At 34.3% G+C, this 16,063-nt stretch carries 16 protein-coding genes and 1 pseudogene; 11 read left to right on the top strand and 6 right to left on the bottom strand.

Features of this window, described 5'->3' with window-relative positions:
- Both LXM54_RS23750 and LXM54_RS23745 read left to right on the top strand, forming a co-directional pair.
- Positions 1 to 355, top strand: a pseudogene (locus LXM54_RS23750) (class I SAM-dependent methyltransferase); the annotation flags it as partial.
- 210 nt (positions 356 to 565) lie between these two features.
- Positions 566 to 775 (top strand): hypothetical protein, encoded by a 210-nt coding sequence (locus LXM54_RS23745; RefSeq protein WP_233318125.1) that lies wholly within the window; start codon positions 566 to 568, stop codon positions 773 to 775.
- Positions 776 to 1,126: 351 nt separating this feature from the next.
- Here LXM54_RS23745 and LXM54_RS28345 read toward each other — a convergent pair whose 3' ends face one another.
- Genes LXM54_RS28345 through LXM54_RS23730 form a run of 3 tightly spaced genes read right to left on the bottom strand, consistent with a single transcriptional unit; the run spans position 1,127 to position 3,315 of the window.
- On the bottom strand, positions 1,127 to 1,858 hold the full coding sequence (locus LXM54_RS28345) for a MerR family transcriptional regulator (RefSeq protein WP_233318123.1): 732 nt from the start codon (positions 1,856 to 1,858) through the stop codon (positions 1,127 to 1,129).
- Positions 1,859 to 1,867: 9 nt separating this feature from the next.
- Entirely contained in the window at positions 1,868 to 2,602 is a 735-nt protein-coding gene (locus LXM54_RS23735) for an ABC transporter permease (RefSeq protein WP_233318121.1), read from the bottom strand.
- The gene (locus tag LXM54_RS23730) at positions 2,599 to 3,315 is read right to left on the bottom strand and encodes an ABC transporter ATP-binding protein (protein ID WP_233318119.1); all 717 of its coding nucleotides are present in this window, start codon (positions 3,313 to 3,315) and stop codon (positions 2,599 to 2,601) included. Before LXM54_RS23730 ends, LXM54_RS23735 begins: the two co-directional genes overlap by 4 nt.
- A 1,421-nt stretch (positions 3,316 to 4,736) precedes the next feature.
- On the opposite strand from LXM54_RS23730, the gene LXM54_RS28630 reads away from it, so the two are divergent.
- Entirely contained in the window at positions 4,737 to 5,177 is a 441-nt protein-coding gene (locus tag LXM54_RS28630) for a CBO0543 family protein (RefSeq protein ID WP_442780535.1), read from the top strand.
- 156 nt (positions 5,178 to 5,333) lie between these two features.
- Here LXM54_RS28630 and LXM54_RS23725 read toward each other — a convergent pair whose 3' ends face one another.
- Together LXM54_RS23725 and LXM54_RS23720 are read right to left on the bottom strand one after the other, a co-directional pair.
- Entirely contained in the window at positions 5,334 to 6,668 is a 1,335-nt protein-coding gene (locus LXM54_RS23725) for a TrkH family potassium uptake protein (RefSeq protein WP_442780537.1), read from the bottom strand.
- A 231-nt stretch (positions 6,669 to 6,899) separates the two neighbouring features.
- Positions 6,900 to 7,469 carry a CBO0543 family protein gene (locus LXM54_RS23720; RefSeq protein ID WP_233318116.1) on the bottom strand — a complete coding sequence of 190 codons (570 nt, stop codon included), beginning with the start codon at positions 7,467 to 7,469 and terminating at the stop codon, positions 6,900 to 6,902.
- 270 nt (positions 7,470 to 7,739) lie between these two features.
- Between LXM54_RS23720 and LXM54_RS23715 the strand changes: the two genes are divergently transcribed.
- The 3 genes from LXM54_RS23715 (at position 7,740) to LXM54_RS23705 (ending at position 9,308) form a co-directional block, all read left to right on the top strand.
- Positions 7,740 to 8,123 (top strand): hypothetical protein, encoded by a 384-nt coding sequence (locus LXM54_RS23715; RefSeq protein WP_233318114.1) that lies wholly within the window; start codon positions 7,740 to 7,742, stop codon positions 8,121 to 8,123.
- Positions 8,124 to 8,564, top strand: a complete 441-nt coding sequence (locus LXM54_RS23710; protein ID WP_233318111.1) for a DUF4944 domain-containing protein — start codon at positions 8,124 to 8,126, stop codon at positions 8,562 to 8,564.
- A gap of 321 nt (positions 8,565 to 8,885) precedes the next feature.
- Complete coding sequence (locus tag LXM54_RS23705) at positions 8,886 to 9,308, top strand: SMI1/KNR4 family protein (RefSeq protein ID WP_233318110.1); 423 nt, start codon at positions 8,886 to 8,888, stop codon at positions 9,306 to 9,308.
- 238 nt (positions 9,309 to 9,546) lie between these two features.
- Here LXM54_RS23705 and LXM54_RS23700 read toward each other — a convergent pair whose 3' ends face one another.
- On the bottom strand, positions 9,547 to 10,392 hold the full coding sequence (locus LXM54_RS23700) for a LysR family transcriptional regulator (protein WP_233318108.1): 846 nt from the start codon (positions 10,390 to 10,392) through the stop codon (positions 9,547 to 9,549).
- 132 nt (positions 10,393 to 10,524) lie between these two features.
- Between LXM54_RS23700 and LXM54_RS23695 the strand changes: the two genes are divergently transcribed.
- The 5 genes from LXM54_RS23695 (at position 10,525) to fni (ending at position 16,041) form a co-directional block, all read left to right on the top strand.
- Positions 10,525 to 11,268, top strand: a complete 744-nt coding sequence (locus LXM54_RS23695) for an SDR family NAD(P)-dependent oxidoreductase (RefSeq protein WP_233318082.1) — start codon at positions 10,525 to 10,527, stop codon at positions 11,266 to 11,268.
- A gap of 210 nt (positions 11,269 to 11,478) precedes the next feature.
- A complete protein-coding gene (locus LXM54_RS23690; RefSeq protein WP_233318079.1) occupies positions 11,479 to 11,961 on the top strand; it encodes an HXXEE domain-containing protein in 483 nt (160 codons plus the stop codon).
- Between the two features lie 552 nt (positions 11,962 to 12,513).
- Entirely contained in the window at positions 12,514 to 14,079 is a 1,566-nt protein-coding gene (locus LXM54_RS23685) for a phytoene desaturase family protein (RefSeq protein ID WP_233318076.1), read from the top strand.
- Positions 14,066 to 14,944, top strand: coding sequence for a phytoene/squalene synthase family protein (locus tag LXM54_RS23680; protein ID WP_233318075.1), 879 nt, complete (start codon positions 14,066 to 14,068; stop codon positions 14,942 to 14,944). The genes LXM54_RS23685 and LXM54_RS23680 overlap by 14 nt, the downstream gene beginning before the upstream one ends.
- 35 nt (positions 14,945 to 14,979) lie before the next feature.
- Complete coding sequence (gene fni, locus LXM54_RS23675; protein WP_233318072.1) at positions 14,980 to 16,041, top strand: type 2 isopentenyl-diphosphate Delta-isomerase; 1,062 nt, start codon at positions 14,980 to 14,982, stop codon at positions 16,039 to 16,041.
- Positions 16,042 to 16,063 lie beyond the last annotated feature (22 nt).

Below are 16,063 nucleotides of genomic sequence, written 5' to 3'. Positions count from 1 at the left end.
AAAAAAAACTGGAAAAGATGGAAATATTGGTGCGAAATTGCCTAAATATTTATCTGAATTGGGTGTAAAGAATATTGAGTGCAGAGTCAGCGATAAGGTTAACTACCTCCATCCTGATATGAATCAACAAGATAAGCAAAAATTGTTTTCTTCTCTTAGAGAAGAAGGGGTAGGTGAAGAACCTGCAAATAAAGAAAAGTATATTGAAAGCTTGATAAAACGTGGGGTTAAATTGCAGGAAGCACAGGAACAATTTGAGGCGGAACTGTTGTTTTCACAAGTATTTAACATGGATTCCTCACTATTATATGCCCCCAGTATGAAAATTACATTTGGAGAGATCAAAAAATTGTAATTAAGCCCACCACCTTCAGTTCTTCTGCAACTACCGAAGGCTTTCTTTGATAGGAAGTTGTTTTTTTAAAAGTCACAAACTTGGCACCATTCCTATAAATTGAAAGCTTAGCTTATGGCACAAACATGGCAGTTTAGTGAAAGAAGAAGTTATGCTGTAAACTGTAATTAAATGCGAATTTAAGCAGATTTAAGTAGGGGGACGAATCATTTGGATAAGACAGTCACTTTTTCATTCACTAGTACAAAATACCAAGGTGCAGAGGCGACAGAAACATTTAGTATTAAAGAATTAGGTATTGATGAGAGTTTGAATGAGGAGGCACTAAAAAGAGAAATAAATAGAACTTTTCAGGAATGGGTTTGGGATAAACTCAATATTTCTTATAGTATCGTTATAAACGAGGACAAGCGCAGATAGTACAGATTATATTCTGTAACAAAAGAAAAATTTCCTATTGCTGTTTTTTTTCTTACGGAACTATAGTGGCAGCATTCCTGTAATAAATGAAAACTTGCTTATGGTAGAAACATGGCAGTTTAGCAAAAGATAGTTGTTTTACTTGTGTTCAACATTCGGGGCGGAATGTTGAACACAATAGGTTAAAAATGAGCAAACTCTTTGTTTATAAATGCCAAACCTAACCTGATAGAAAATTATTCATTTTAACTTTAAAAGGAACTTTTTATGAAAACTTGGATTTGTGGATATATTTAAGCCGAACATTATTTCAAAACTACCAAAGATGCTAAAAACCACTTTCTGTTACCATTATTGGAAAGTGGTTTTTTCATGAAACAAAGCTAATGTATCTTTTGCATCTGCTATTGCATCTAGTAAAGATTTACATAATTGATCCGTTACTGACACAATATCTTCTTCTTCTGTTGGTGTATTTAAAATAGCGACAATATCAGGACTTGGTTGTTGAATTTGTTTGAGTAAACGTAAAATGGCATTAATTGAGTAATGGGCACTTCTTAAACTACGAATAACTCGTAGCTGCTCAAGTTCCCTTTCACCATATGCTCGATTACCATTGTCCAGTCTCGGAACGGTAATGAGTCCGTTACGTTCCCAATTTCGTACAGCTTCTGATGTAATATCTATAAGCAGAGCCACTTCCTTTCGAGAATAAGTACGTGTACTAACAGTAGGATATTCTCTCAACCATTTCTCAACAACATTTGTAGCAGACAAGGCATGAACATATTCGCGTTTTAAATTGGTAAGATAGTCTATTGTTAGTTCTTCAGCCTTCGTAAAATTTTCTTTACCGCAAGCATATACAATTGCACGAGCTCTTTTTCGAATATCTCCTTGTACAATTTCACAACGAAAGAGCGTTCGTGCGACCTTTAACTGAAATAAATGGATGTCTGAATAGATACGGTAGCTATTTGCTTGTCTTGGTACAGGGGATATAAAGCCCCATTCCTCATATATGCGCACAGTGTTGGGGTGTATCCCAACAAGTGCTGCAATTTCTTTTGTTTTGTACACCCAACACACCTACTTCCATTTAAAAAATTTAATCGCTCCACATAATCCAATTACAATGCATAGAGCTAAAATCACGATATGGAATAGACCATCTGTTAGTGACTCTCCGATACTTGCCTGCTTTAATAAATGAATACCATGAGAAAGTGGTAAAATATCCATTATCCATTGGAAGAGTCGAGGCATGGCTTCATACGGAATCGTTGCTCCTGAAAACAATAACATCGTAAAGTAAGCAACAGAACTCCAAACATTTGCTGACTTTTGGTCAGGTACTAAGCTTCCAATGAAAATCCCGATACTATATATCGCTATAATGACAAAAGTGTAGGTCAGAAGGAATATTGCCCAGGAGCCCTTTAGTTCATAATCAAATAATAGATGATAAACAAGTGTGACACCAATAAATGATACAAGTGATGAAGAAAGCTGAATCAATCCTTGGGCAAATAAAATCTGGAGAGGTGACACGGGTGTCACTTGGAATCGCTTTAAAATCCCTCGGTGACGGTAATCTGCAATGGTCAGTGGCACGCCCATAACTCCTGTTGCAAGTACACCAATCGTAATTACAGCTGCGTACGATAATTCAAAGTTGGAAGCACCAGCTAAATCATCCTTACTCAGTAAATAACCAAATAGTGTGGCTAAAATGATAGGGAAGCAGATCCCGAAAATAAGAATATCAATGCCCTTCCAAACGAGCTTGCCTTCAATCTTTAAAAAGGTAAAAAATGTTCTCATACCCAGTCCTCCTCCCCTGCAAAATGTAGATACGCCTCCTCTAGTGTGGCTTTCTCACTTGCATGGATTGCCTCTTGGATTGTGCCATGAAAGACCGTTTTTCCTTCTTTTAAAATTAAAATTTCATTACATAACGCCTCGACCTCGTCCATGTAGTGTGATGTTAGGACAACTGCCAGCCCTTTCTCTTTCATGGCTAAAAGCTGTTTCCAAAGCATACGTCGAGCCTTAGTATCTAATCCCGTTGTAAGCTCATCTAAGAAAACAAGCTTAGGATTTGAAACTAATGCCAGCAGCACTGCTAAGCGTTGACGTTCTCCCCCTGAAAGAGATTTCACAAGTTGAGTTTCCTTACCAACTAGACCAAATGTTTGTAGGAGTAGAGGCAAATCAGCAGTTTGTTTATAAAGCGACTCCCACTGCTTGCATGCGTCACGCACTGTTAGTTTATCTTGGAAGTTTGTTTCTTGAAACTGTACACCCACCTCTTGAAAAACTTCCTTACGATTGAGAATCGGTGACTTTCCGAGCATTGTGAGCTCTTCGTAATTGCTCTTTTCAATACCAAGCACCGCCGCAATGGTAGAGGATTTTCCTGCACCGTTTGCCCCAAGTAAGCCAATTACCTCCCCAGGCTTGATGCTGAAACTAATGTTGTCGATAGCTTTTTTAGTACCGTATGTGACCGATAGGTTTTTGACGGTTAAGATCATATTTGTTCCTCCTATATAAGACTTAGGAAGCTACTATATCAAAGAGTTGTGGGGGTGGTGTTATATTGGAGGGTTTTATAAATGTGGATTTTGAATAAAGTATGATACTGATTATAAAGATTGAAATTTGTAATAAAGTCTGAATAAACCCTTTATGTTCCAGGACCATCTTCCACAATCGGGCGCTTTTCTTTAGTAAGTAAGCGTCTCTTTTATATGCTACTAAACAAAAGATTGTGAATATCATCACTTAAGCTAACGGGGGCGGTAGTTAAAGAACAGCGATAATTACATATGATTTTATTTACTATGCAGCACCTCTTAGGTTATTGCTTTGCCATGTTATCAAAATGCCACGAGAGAAAAGTCGAACAAATCTTTAGGATCCTTAATTGCTGTCAATTGGAGTTGCTATTATGAATATGAATAGGTTCCTAAAAGGGGAACCTAGACAAGCAACAAGGAAGTGTAAGGGTTTCTTATACATACGCTATAAATCTACAAGTCTGCGTTAAATTCTTATAAACGCTCATTTACTGAGTGAAACTTAGTATCTTAAAGATAAGTGTTTGGTAATTGAGTATGTTAGTGAGAGAAGTAAATCTAACAATAGAAACACTAACAAGCTAAGGAAAAGCCTAGCGATTAGATAGTTTTTTTACTCTTTTGTTAGTACTAATAGCAATAACTATAAGTACTGCACTGAACATGCTGGAGAGTATTGCTGCACCAACACCCATCCACATAATTGTAATAAGTTTTCCTTTGTAATTAGGGAACATAGGAGACCTCCTATTTTGTTTTTTTTCTAATATTTGTTTCTTAGGTGAACTTTATACATAGTAGTAACTGTTTTTTTGCTTAGGGCACTAATTGGGCAGGATAGTCTATTTACACAAAAATATTTTAACAACTACCGTCCTGACATAAAGCGTAAAACAGCCTAGAATTTAAAACTAAACTTATACAAATAATAACCTAAAGTAATTGTCTATAGGTGATGATTAATGAGTCCATTGGTGGGTCTTTACTTATTTACCTTGGTTCTTAGTGTTATTCTTTGATCAAGGAGTGCGACCTATTTAATGGAATGTTGCATTTATTTGAACACAAATATATAAATGGTTTTTTAGTCTGTTTTGATAAGGACTGTCATGTCTTTCATTATGTACATCTATCAAAAGTGGCAAGATACTGTCATACTAAAATGTTATAAAAAGACTCAGTTGCCATAGGCAGCTGTTTTTTATGTACCCATAAATATAGAGAACCTTCAAAAAAGGTTTGATAGAGTGCAACAAGAAGGAGGACTAGCATATCAGGTTTTAGCAACTTCTCCCTTTTCATGATATCTGTTGATGTTTATGGGAAACATAATAACAATACAGTATATCTGAGGACGGTAGCGTACTATATTACTTATGATTTTGACTATTAAAATTTTTAATATAATTGTTTACATTATGCCGAAGAGACTTTCGAAAGTGGAAATGTATGTAACATCCTTATTTGCAATAGGATTACATTTATTATTTGATATATTCTTGGATGTAAAATATGGATTATACGGATACTTTGATCCCCAATTTGTAAACTGGGAGATGTTAGGTGTTACTTTTGGAATTTATCCAGCTGTGAATATAATCTTTCTTAATTTTTTTCCCTTTCATCAAAAATTTTTGAGAAAGGCTTTCTATACAATAATGTGTTCTGGTATGGCTGTTTTATATGAATTGATAGCTGTTCACAAAGATCTTTTTTACTATAATGGTTGGAATATAATTTATTCTGCTTTAATGTATCCTTTTTTGTTCCTCAGCTTATTGTGGAATTATAATTTTATTAAGAAGCTGAAAGAATGACAAATATACTATAAAACTTCAGTAGCAACTTGTTGAACCTAGGGGCTTTTCTTGAAGATGAAAGCTCCTATTACCATTACTAACAGGGAAATTAGTTTAAGTACAATCCTTCAAAAGTAAAATAATCCTCCTTATTGGAGGATTATTTTTATTATTTTAACCAATTATTATTTTTTCTTCAGCGTATTTATAAGGTAGCTTGTTTTGTTTTTTGGCTAATGCGAATGCTATTGTCAGTGGTCCAACCCGTCCGATGAACATTAGAAGGGAAATGGAAATTTTTCCAACTGGACTTAAATCAGGAGTTATTCCTAAGGACATGCCTACCGTTGCAAAAGCCGAGACAACTTCAAATAAAATTACATTTAATGGTGCATCTTCTGTGATTGTTAAAATAAACGAAATAAATGAAACAATACCTATAGAATAAACTGTTATTGCGAATGCTCTGTGAACTAAATACTTTGGTATACGACTTTCCATTATGTTAATATCATCATTCCCTCTAATTAAGTTCCAAACTGCAAGAAGGATTATTATAAATGTTGTAACTTTAATTCCACCAGCTGTACCACCTGAACCTCCACCAATAAACATTAAAATCATTGTAACAAATTGAGTGCTCAATGTTATTTCAGACATATTTAAACTGTTAAATCCAGCAGTCCTGGGGACTACTGCATGAAAATAAGCTCCTAAAAATTTGTCTTTTAGAGATAAGGTCCCCAATGTCCCAGGATTATTGAATTCTAATACAAATATAAGAATAGTAGGAACAGTGATCAGGAACGCTGTGATCCAAAGAACTAATTTTGAATGTAAAGAAAGCATTCCTGAAAACTTTTTTCTCCAAATATCTAGGATAACCGTGTAGCCAAGCCCTCCAATGAGTAATAAAGAAGTTAGAATAAAAACTACAGTAAAGTCTCCTGCATAACCAGTAATACTTCGATAATCTCCCATTATGTCAAAACCTGCATTATTAAAAGCAGAGATGGAGTGAAAAATACCATAATAGATAGAAGTTGAAAAACCAAAGTCAGCAGACCAGCGAATAGCTAAAAACAAAGCACCAATGGCTTCAAATAGGAAGGTGAAAAGGATAATAAACTTTACAAGTCTTACCATGCCTTCTAGTGAAAGCTGATTTAAAGATTCTTGAATCATCAATCTTCCTTTTAATCCAATGTTCTTTCCAAGAAATATTGCGATGATAACACCAATAGTCATAAATCCCAAACCACCAGTTTGGATTAAAAATAAAAGTACACATTGACCAAAGATTGTGAAGGTGGTCCCTGTATCAACTACGACTAATCCAGTAACACAAACGGCAGAAGTTGCCTCAAAGATAGCATCGAGAAAGGAAAGTTCATGACCATCATTTGTTGATATTGGTAACATAAGCAGAAGCGCACCAAAAAAAATGAGTGTTAAAAATCCAACAGATAATATTTGGGCAGGATTAAATTTTAATAATTTTCCCATCATATTTACATCGTCTCGCTTAGTTATTCTCACAATTTATCCTCCAAATTTAATAGCATATATACAATCGAGTTTACACTTTTTTGTTAATTTCTACAATTTACTATTAATTAAAAAACAGTATCTAGGACATTCCTAGCTACTGTTTTTATCTAATTAAGATCCCTCGCTAAATGAAACTTTGACGAACTAATAATTAAAGATTTTGATTTTTGTATACGATCTGAAGCAGATTTATTTTTTTGACGTTTGATTTTTTATCATAATGAATAATTTGGTAACCCAATAAGCTATGTATGCAACTGAAATATCAATCAGGAAGAGGTAAGTTAGCTTCATTCCCTTATACATTATTAGCAATTCTACTTTCTTTGATAGGTAACCAAAAGCATAAGCAAATAAAGCAGAAAGTATGATTGTATAAAGATAAAAATTTTTACTTTTATTAGAGCAATATTGATATAGAAGCATAAAACAAACAGGTAATAAGACAGCAGTAACAGTAATACCCATAGGAAGAAAATGTGTAAATCCATGGGGATGAATTAAGTAATTGTTTTGAGATAATATGCTATCAATATTTGACCAAGTAACATGAACTATTAACCCGAAAAAACAGATTTCAAATAATCGTTTTCTATCTATTTTAAAATAAAGAATGGTTAAAGGAATTAAGATCGACATGATATTAAACCAAAAATACCAAGTCTTCCAATTAGAATATTTCATCCAGTGATCCACACGCAGTTCACTAATTCTTTCTTTATAATCAAAAATCGATTGGAGAATATCTTGTTCGTTCAATCAAATCACTCCGTATAATAATCTTTAACTTGATAATTATACTCCCCCAAAAGCGTTCTTTTTATTTTTGTTCAAGGTAGCATTTCTGAAGGAGTTTTCTATAATAAGCATATTATTTTTCTTAAGAACGGAACTAATGGAACTTATATGGAAAGATATACGTATATAAAAGTAAGAAAGTAATAGGAAAGGAAATTAGTGGTTATAGCATTCTGCACAATAGAAAAATAAGGTAACTATACTTAGATATAACTAATAAGGAGTTAATACATGAAAAGTATTTTAATTTTAATGCCCCTACTTTTAAATATTTGGATTGTTTTATTTCAGGTAGATTCGATTTTTCCAGCTTTGCTAGCCGCCTTAGTGGTTGGATTATACAAGGGCAATCAAATTGGTCCTGATGTAAAAAGTATCTTTAATATACATAAAGTTAATTATTCTCTGAAAGATCCGTTAAGAATAGCGGAGCTAACATCTGCAACTTTGTTATCTCTTAGTACAGATATATTATCAATTGTTAAATATTTAAAGGATGGTTTGTCTTCAGATGATTTTATTTCTTTAACATTAATATTAGTTTATTCAGGTATTTTTGGCTTCATATTATTTAGATTTTTATTTTTATATATTCTAGTTCAAAGGGGGCAGTGAGTGAACTCTAATAAAATAACTGTTCCAATTATAATTTTTCAATTTATATGCATTGTTTTTGTACTTATATTATTAGGAATTAAATTTTTCCCTATTAGTGATAAATGGGTTGGCACAAGCAATGATAAAAAGTGGAGTTTCACTTTACGAGAAACAGATAGAAAAGATTATCATATAGGGGAATTATATTGGAAAGGTTCAAAAAAGGAAGAACAACATATAAATATAATCAGTTTTACATCTAAGATCGATAATATAGTTTACGATGTAATTAAAATGGAAAGTAAAGATGAAGGTAGCAATATAACGGACAGAGATGAAATGACTTTTATGGAAGGAATCCAAAAAGAAGAAATAAATAATAAAACAATAAAAATATCCATAAAGTGGAGCGAAAATAATATGGAGCGTGAATCGCATATCACTTTAAAAAAGGAGTAAATAGAACAACAATTAAACAGGCATTAAAAGTTCGAAGATCTTGACTTTAATGCCTTTATTAGGTTTTTTAAATGATAGTGTTTTACTAAGATGCAATATTAACAACAGCATATTACTTTTTGATATAAAAGGGACAGCACTCCTGTTATAGCTGAAGCAGCAAGTTTATTTAAGTCTTCTGGTTAGCGGAAGAAGAAATTTCAAAAAGTGATATAATAACAAACTGTTCAACCTATTAATTATTTACAACCTTTTATTTATGCTTCCATTGTGAGTTAGCTGATTAATAGTAAAAATTAAAGATGTGGAAGGGTGTAAATATTGTCTAAATTAAAAATAAATACCTTTATAGATGAATATAAACAAAGAGGTAACTTTTATGGAACTATTGATAATGAAGTAATAAAGCGAACAGAGGATTTATTAGAATTGACACTTCCAAATAGTTATAAATGGTTCTTAGCTGAATATGGTGGTGGAGGAAATGGATTTGATTTTAGTAATTGTGAAATGATGCTTTTCTATAGAGAAAGGTTCCCTTCAATGCCAAAGGGATTTGTCTTAATATATTGGTGTGATGAATTTGGCTACTGTTTAGATACTAATCAGATGCTCGAAGGAGAATGTCCTGTTGTAAATTGGAGTCCATATGAAAAAGGAATCTTTCCTTCAGAGCCTAATTTTTATGAATTCTTCCTAAGTGAAATAGAAAATGCAATAGATAATGATTTCTGGGATGAATAAGGTACAAACCTGGCAGTATTCCTGTAATAACTGAAAATGCGGTTTATATGAAAAGACCTCTTGATAAGATAAATGTGTCCTGAGCTGGCCAGCAAAAAGGGACAAAATATCTATTCGGAGGTCTCACCATGAATTATAATCAAAAGTACAAAATAGCTCAAACGCCTAATACTTTGATGGTTGGTATTGATATAGATAAACATAATCATAATCATGTAGCTAGAGCAGAAGTGGTTATCTAGTTATTTAACTGCAAAAACCGAATGAATTTTTTTAAACTTGGTGATTGCTGTTTTTTGGATTTGATTAAAAAGTCTATTTTTATTTTTTTAGGCAGTTCTGTGAAAATGATTTCTTGTGTAGCTTTTCGAGTTTCTGCAATATCTGCCGGAATTATGCTAATACCAAGTCCATCATGAACTGCCTGAATAATGGATTCTAGTGTATCAAACTCAATAATATTGGAACTATGGAAATTGCTTTCTTTGGGCAAGTCCAATAATTGTTTTCTATATATACAATTTATATCACTATTAACTAGTAACTTATAATTAGATTGCCTATCATTTGAATTAAGGTTAGGGGAGATTAGTACAATTTTCTCAAAGTAACTATAAACAATTTCACACTCAGATTTACTTTGGCTACTATGTACAAAAATACCATCTACTTCACCATAGAAAAGCATTTCTTCTAACTTTATTTTATTACTTGTTCTCACTTTTACATCAATATTATTATATTCTTTAAAGAAAGAAGATAGTAAGTGAGGAATTTTGACTGCAGAAATTGTTTGAGTGGCCCCTATTTTTAATGATTCTCTCCATTTGTTAGGATTAACTGCTGTCTTAGCTTCATCTATTAATTGTAGTATTTTATTTGTATAATCTAATAATTTTTTTCCTTCTTCAGTCAATGTTACTCCTCGATTATTTCGCAAAAATAATCGAACACCTAGTTCTTCTTCTAAATTCTTAATCCGTTGACTAACATTTGGCTGTACATATCCCAATTTTTCAGCAGCTCTAGATACTGATTGCAGTTCCGCAACTTGTTTGAAGATTTTTAATTCGTGACTTTCCACTGGTTTCACCTTCTCACTGATATCATTTAAAATGATATCTATCTCATTATTTTGTATTATACTCTTCATTTTGACTAAAGCATAATGTAGTGGTACAGATAAAATAAAATCTAAGAAAGGATGATTTTAAAAATGAATTTAATGGATAAAGTAGTAATCATTACTGGAGGTGGAACTGGAATAGGAAGAGCTACAGCTTTAAAACTAGCTTCTGAAGGTGCAAAAGTAGTAATAAATTATAGGCAATCAGAAAATGAAGCTCATAAAGTTGTCAATGAGATTAAACAAAATGGCGGGACAGCTATTGCTTATAAAGCCAATGTAGCAAATGAAAACGAAGTAAATGAATTAGTATCTCAAACTATTCAAACTTTTGGATCTGTCGATGGATTAGTTAACAATGCGAGTGTTACAGCTCAAATAGATATGGATGACTTAGATGCTGTAACAGATGATGTCTGGGATTCTCTTTTCAGTATAAATGTGAAGGGCATGTTCTATTGTGTAAAAGCTGTTGTCCCTTATATGAAAAAACAAAAATCAGGGTCTATCGTAAATATGGGGAGTGTAGCTGGAATGACTGGAATAGGTTCGTCTATCCCATATGCAGCAACAAAATCAGCAATTCACACAATGACAAAATCATTGGCTATCGCTTTGGCACCTTCGATAAGAGTTAATAGCATATCTCCTGGAGCTGTAGAAACAAAGTGGTGGGCTGGAAATGAAGACAAGATGTTTCAACTTGCAGGTAAATTACCATTACAGAGGATTTCCACACCAGAAGATATTGCAGATGCTATAATTTTTCAACTAACTCAAGAATCTATAACAGGTCAAGTATTTACTATAGATAATGGTCAAACTCTCTTTTAAAGCGATTGCTTATAGGTGCTTGTTCTGTTTGTCATTAAGGTCATTAAGACCAATCCTAACCATAAGACACTATAGGGTTATTGTGTCTTATAGTTAAATCGCTTTGTTTAACAAACATGCAGCATTGTTGTATCCGAAAGTATATGCTCAGTGTAACTTATTTGAAAAATAGACGGATACAAATAAGTACTTTGGAAGGGGGAAAGGTAGGTGGCTTATTTAGTCATATTTTTTTGTATGGCAATCACACTACATAATATGGAGGAAGCAATCTGGTTACCTAGGTGGTCTCAACATTCTTCGCAGTTTCAAAAGCCAGTTACTCCAGGTGAATTTCATTTTGCTGTTCTTGTAGTTACAGTTTTGGCATACTTATCTGCATTTAGTTATCTATATAGACCAGAATCGAATTTAACAAAATGGATTTTCATAGGTTTTTTAGGTTCTATGATTTTCAATGCAATATTTCCACATTTAATTGCAACGGTTTTGATGAAAAAATATGCACCAGGCCTACTTACTGGCTTATTGCTGAACATGCCAATAAATTCATTTGTCATTTATCAAATGTTTGCACAGAATTTTATTGTTTGGAAAGAGTTAATAATTTCTACTATAGTTGTAGGAATTATTTTATTAGCACTTATTCCGGTATTATTTAAGATTGGTGGAAGTATATCTCCCAATTCATAGGTTCATTTGGAGTAAAGTGTGGGCTTTGATGATGTACTTCCAGATCTTTCGGATAATATATATTTTAGTAGATAGGAGTCAGCAAACTAATAATATGTAAGAAATGAAAAAAATTAAACAAAAAAGGTTTCAACAGAATGGAAAGAGGGTAGTAAGTAAAAATGCGCCTATATAATGTATTAGACAGGTGCACAGAAGGATGGATAAATACTTATCCCAATTTTTTTATGCTTTTTAAAAGTGAGAAAGCAATCTTATGTTAATTTTGTAATCTTTACCTGAATCGTTGATTGGTTTGGATAGCTGTATGTTGACAAGGAACACGTATCTATTGATAATAAAGTTGTTTGAATATCACCTTATCGATTGATAAGGTGATATATTTAGCAGTCATTTATCAAATGATAAGTGGATATTTGTACATCCTCCTTATCAGTTGATAAGCAGTTTGTTTAGTTATTTACCTTATCAATTGATAACCAAGGGCTCATCAAGTTTTTTAATCTTCAAAAACAAATTAAAAAAAGATACAATAGGGGGCAGTTTTCAACAATGAAGAAAAAAGTGGCTATTATTGGTGCAGGTGTTGCAGGATTAGCAAGTGCTATCCGTTTGCAGCATGCTGGCTATCAAGTGGAAATATATGAAAAAGAGGCTATTGCGGGAGGGAAAATGCACCGCATCGAAAAGGATGGCTTTCAATTTGACTTAGGACCATCGATTGTGATGATGCCGGAGTTATACAGAGAAATCTTTGAACTGGTCGGACGCAATCCAGATGATTATATTCCGATGGAAAGATTAGATCCTATGTATTCTGTTTTCTTTGGAAGCGGAAAAAAAGGGTACCATGAGATTTCTTCTGACTTAGTGGAATTAATGAAAACATTTGAAGATGTAAGTGAAAAAGATGCAGAAGGCTTTTTAAAATACTTGCAGTTGATTTATGAGCGTTTTATGGTTGCGAAAAATCATTTTCTGCAGCGTCCTTTCCGAAATAAAAGGGACTTCTATAATCCGGCAACTTTGTATCAAGCATCAAAGCTAAAGACCTTTGATAGTGCCGACAATTTTATTAGTAAATATGTTCAGAATGAGCAGTTAAAGCAAATGATTAGTTTTCAAACTTTATATATCGGTGTTTCTCCATATAACGGCCCGTCTCTCTATTCGATGATTCCAATGATTGAGTTTTTCTATGGAGTTTGGTTTATAAAAGGGGGCATGTATACGATGGCTAAGTCAATGGAGCGCTTATTTCTTGAGCTTGGTGGCAAGGTTTTTTATCAATCCTCTGTCGATGAAATTATGATTGACAATCAAGTGGCAAAAGGCATTAAGGTGAATGGTAAAGAAATTCTGGCCGACAAGGTTATTTGTAATGCTGATTTTCCCTATGCTGTGAAAAATCTTGTAAAAGATATCAAAGCAAAAGGAAAATATACAGATAAAAAGATTGATAGTATGGACTATTCTTGTTCTTGCTTCATCTTGTACTTAGGCATGAATAAGAAATATGAGCAATTAAAAACTGCGCACAGCTTTTTCTTTGGAGACGACTTAAAGAAGAACTTAGACGATATTTTCTCTGGAGAAAAACTGGAGAATCCTTCTTTCTATGTATACAATGCTTCCAAACTAGATCCAACATTGGCTCCAGAAGGGAAGGATGGACTATATATTCTTGTCCCAGTATCTGATTTGTCTACAGCTAAATACGAATGGTCAGATGAAACAATATCGTATTATCGTTCTCAGGTCTTTCAAACGCTTAGTCAAGTCGAGGGGCTAGAAGGAATTGAAGAGGATATTATCTCCGAAACCTATATGACGCCAATAGATTTTGCCGAAAAGTTTAACGCTTATAACGGAGCTTGCTTTGGATTACGGCCAACGTTAGCCCAAAGTAACCATTTAAGACCACAAAGCAAGGCAAAAAATTGTGAAAACCTATATTTTACAGGAAGCAGCACACATCCAGGAGCTGGGGTTCCAATTGTATTATTATCAGCAAAAATTGCTACAGAGGAATTAATGTTAGATGATTCTGTTTCCACGGAAGCAACGCAAACACAAGCATTTCAGTCAGCAGGAGGGGTTGCAAATGAGGGAAGCTAAAACCGTTGATTTGCTTCAAAACGACTATTTATACTGTGAGAATGTTATTAAACAGAATTCGGCAAGTTTTTACCAAGCATTTAAAAAATTACCAAAAGACAAGGCTAATGCTGTGTATGCCATCTATGCATTTTGCCGCAATGCAGATGACAGTGTTGATGAAACAAGAGACAAATCTACCCAGTTAAAGAATTGGCAGGACTTGTACCATCAACTTCAGCTTTTTGAAAAGGGAGAGGAAATTTCATCCCCTCTTTGGAGGGCATTACGAGATGTTTTTACCCGTTATGAGATGGATATTAAACCTTTCTACGAGCAATTAGAGGGACAGAGAATGGACATTAACTTTAAGCAGCCTTCTACGTTAGCCGTGTTAGAAAGGTATTGTTATTTTGTAGCAGGAACGGTTGGTTTAATGCTCCTCCCTATTCTTGCAACGGAAAACCATCAGCATTTGCATGGCTATGCTGTTGAGTTAGGGGTAGCTATGCAATTGACTAATATTCTTCGAGATGTTGGGGAGGATTATCGGAATAACCGCATTTATTTACCAAAAGACCTGCTTCAGATGGAAAATTACAAGCAGCAGGATTTGCAATCTAGCAACATTAACTCCTCATTTATAAGCGTATGGGAGAAAATAGCGAACCGTTCGGAAGAGCTTTATGAGTTATTTCAAGTGGGGATTGATTATTTTGATAAAGACAGTCAATTACATGTTCTCCTTTCAGCACTTATTTATAAAGAAATATTAAAAGTAGTCAGGGAAAGCGGATATGACTGCTTTCAAAAACGAAACTATGTTTCACAAGAAAATATGTATCGATTGAAGCAAGTGGTGGAGGGATTAACAGTGAGTTTGTAACTCATTAATTAGAAGATTTGGGAGCTGTATAGTTTATGGACACAATTAGACAAAATCGAAAAGCAGATCATATTAACATAGCATTAACATCACCATTTACTTTAAGTTCCGATTTTGATGAGCTGTCATTCATTCACCGCTCCTTGCCGGAAGTGGGAATGGATGATATTCAGCTCCAGACCAATATCGGTCCTTTAACGCTTGACTATCCAATCTTTATTAATGCGATGACAGGAGGCAGTGAGAAATCAGGAGTGATTAATGCTTCTCTTGCAGAAGCTGCCAGTGAAACAGGAATTGCGATGGCAGTTGGTTCCCAGCATGCTGCCATCCGAGAGGAAGAGCTTGCTCATACTTTTAAAGTGGTGCGGAAAAAAAACCCGAACGGTCTTGTATTTGCAAATATTGGTGCAGATGCGCCGCTGGATTATGCATTAAAAGCCATTGACATGCTAGAGGCTGATGCCCTGCAAGTTCATTTGAATGTACCGCAGGAACTGGTTATGCCAGAAGGAGAGCGTACTTTCACTAGTTTACTTGTTAAACTGGAAAAATTATCAGCTACACTGCATGTCCCTGTTATCGTCAAGGAAACCGGATTCGGGATGAGCACAGAAACGCTCATGCAGCTACAGAATGCTGGTATTCAATATGTTGATCTAGGAGGAAAAGGCGGCACTAATTTCATTCATATTGAAAATGAGCGCAGAAGTAAACGGGATTTTGAGTATTTAAAAGATTGGGGCCAATCGACTGTCGTGTCGTTGTTAGAAGCACAGTCAGTATTAGATGAGCTGACGATTATCGCTTCAGGAGGAATACGTAACCCCCTTGACGCAGTAAAATCCTTCTCTTTAGGAGCTTCCGCCGCTGGGATTGCCGGACCATTTTTAAAGATTCTTCACGACCAAGGAGTTGCTGGACTAATAATGGAGCTCGAGGTGTGGAAGGAACATTTAAGAATGCTGCTTCTTCTCCAAGGAGCAAAATCTATTCCAAATCTCAAGCAATGTCCCATTATAGCTGGCGGCAAGGTTAGGGAATGGTGCGAAGCAAGAGGTATTGACTGGCAAAGACTTGCGAGAAGGAAGCCGTGAATAGCAATTTATTTTAGGTAAT

It is taken from the genome of Bacillus sp. Au-Bac7 (assembly GCF_021341655.1).
Classification (GTDB): Bacteria; Bacillota; Bacilli; order Bacillales; family Cytobacillaceae; genus Niallia.
Note: the sequence above shows the minus strand (reverse complement) of the source record. Positions and strands in the feature narration are given on the sequence as shown.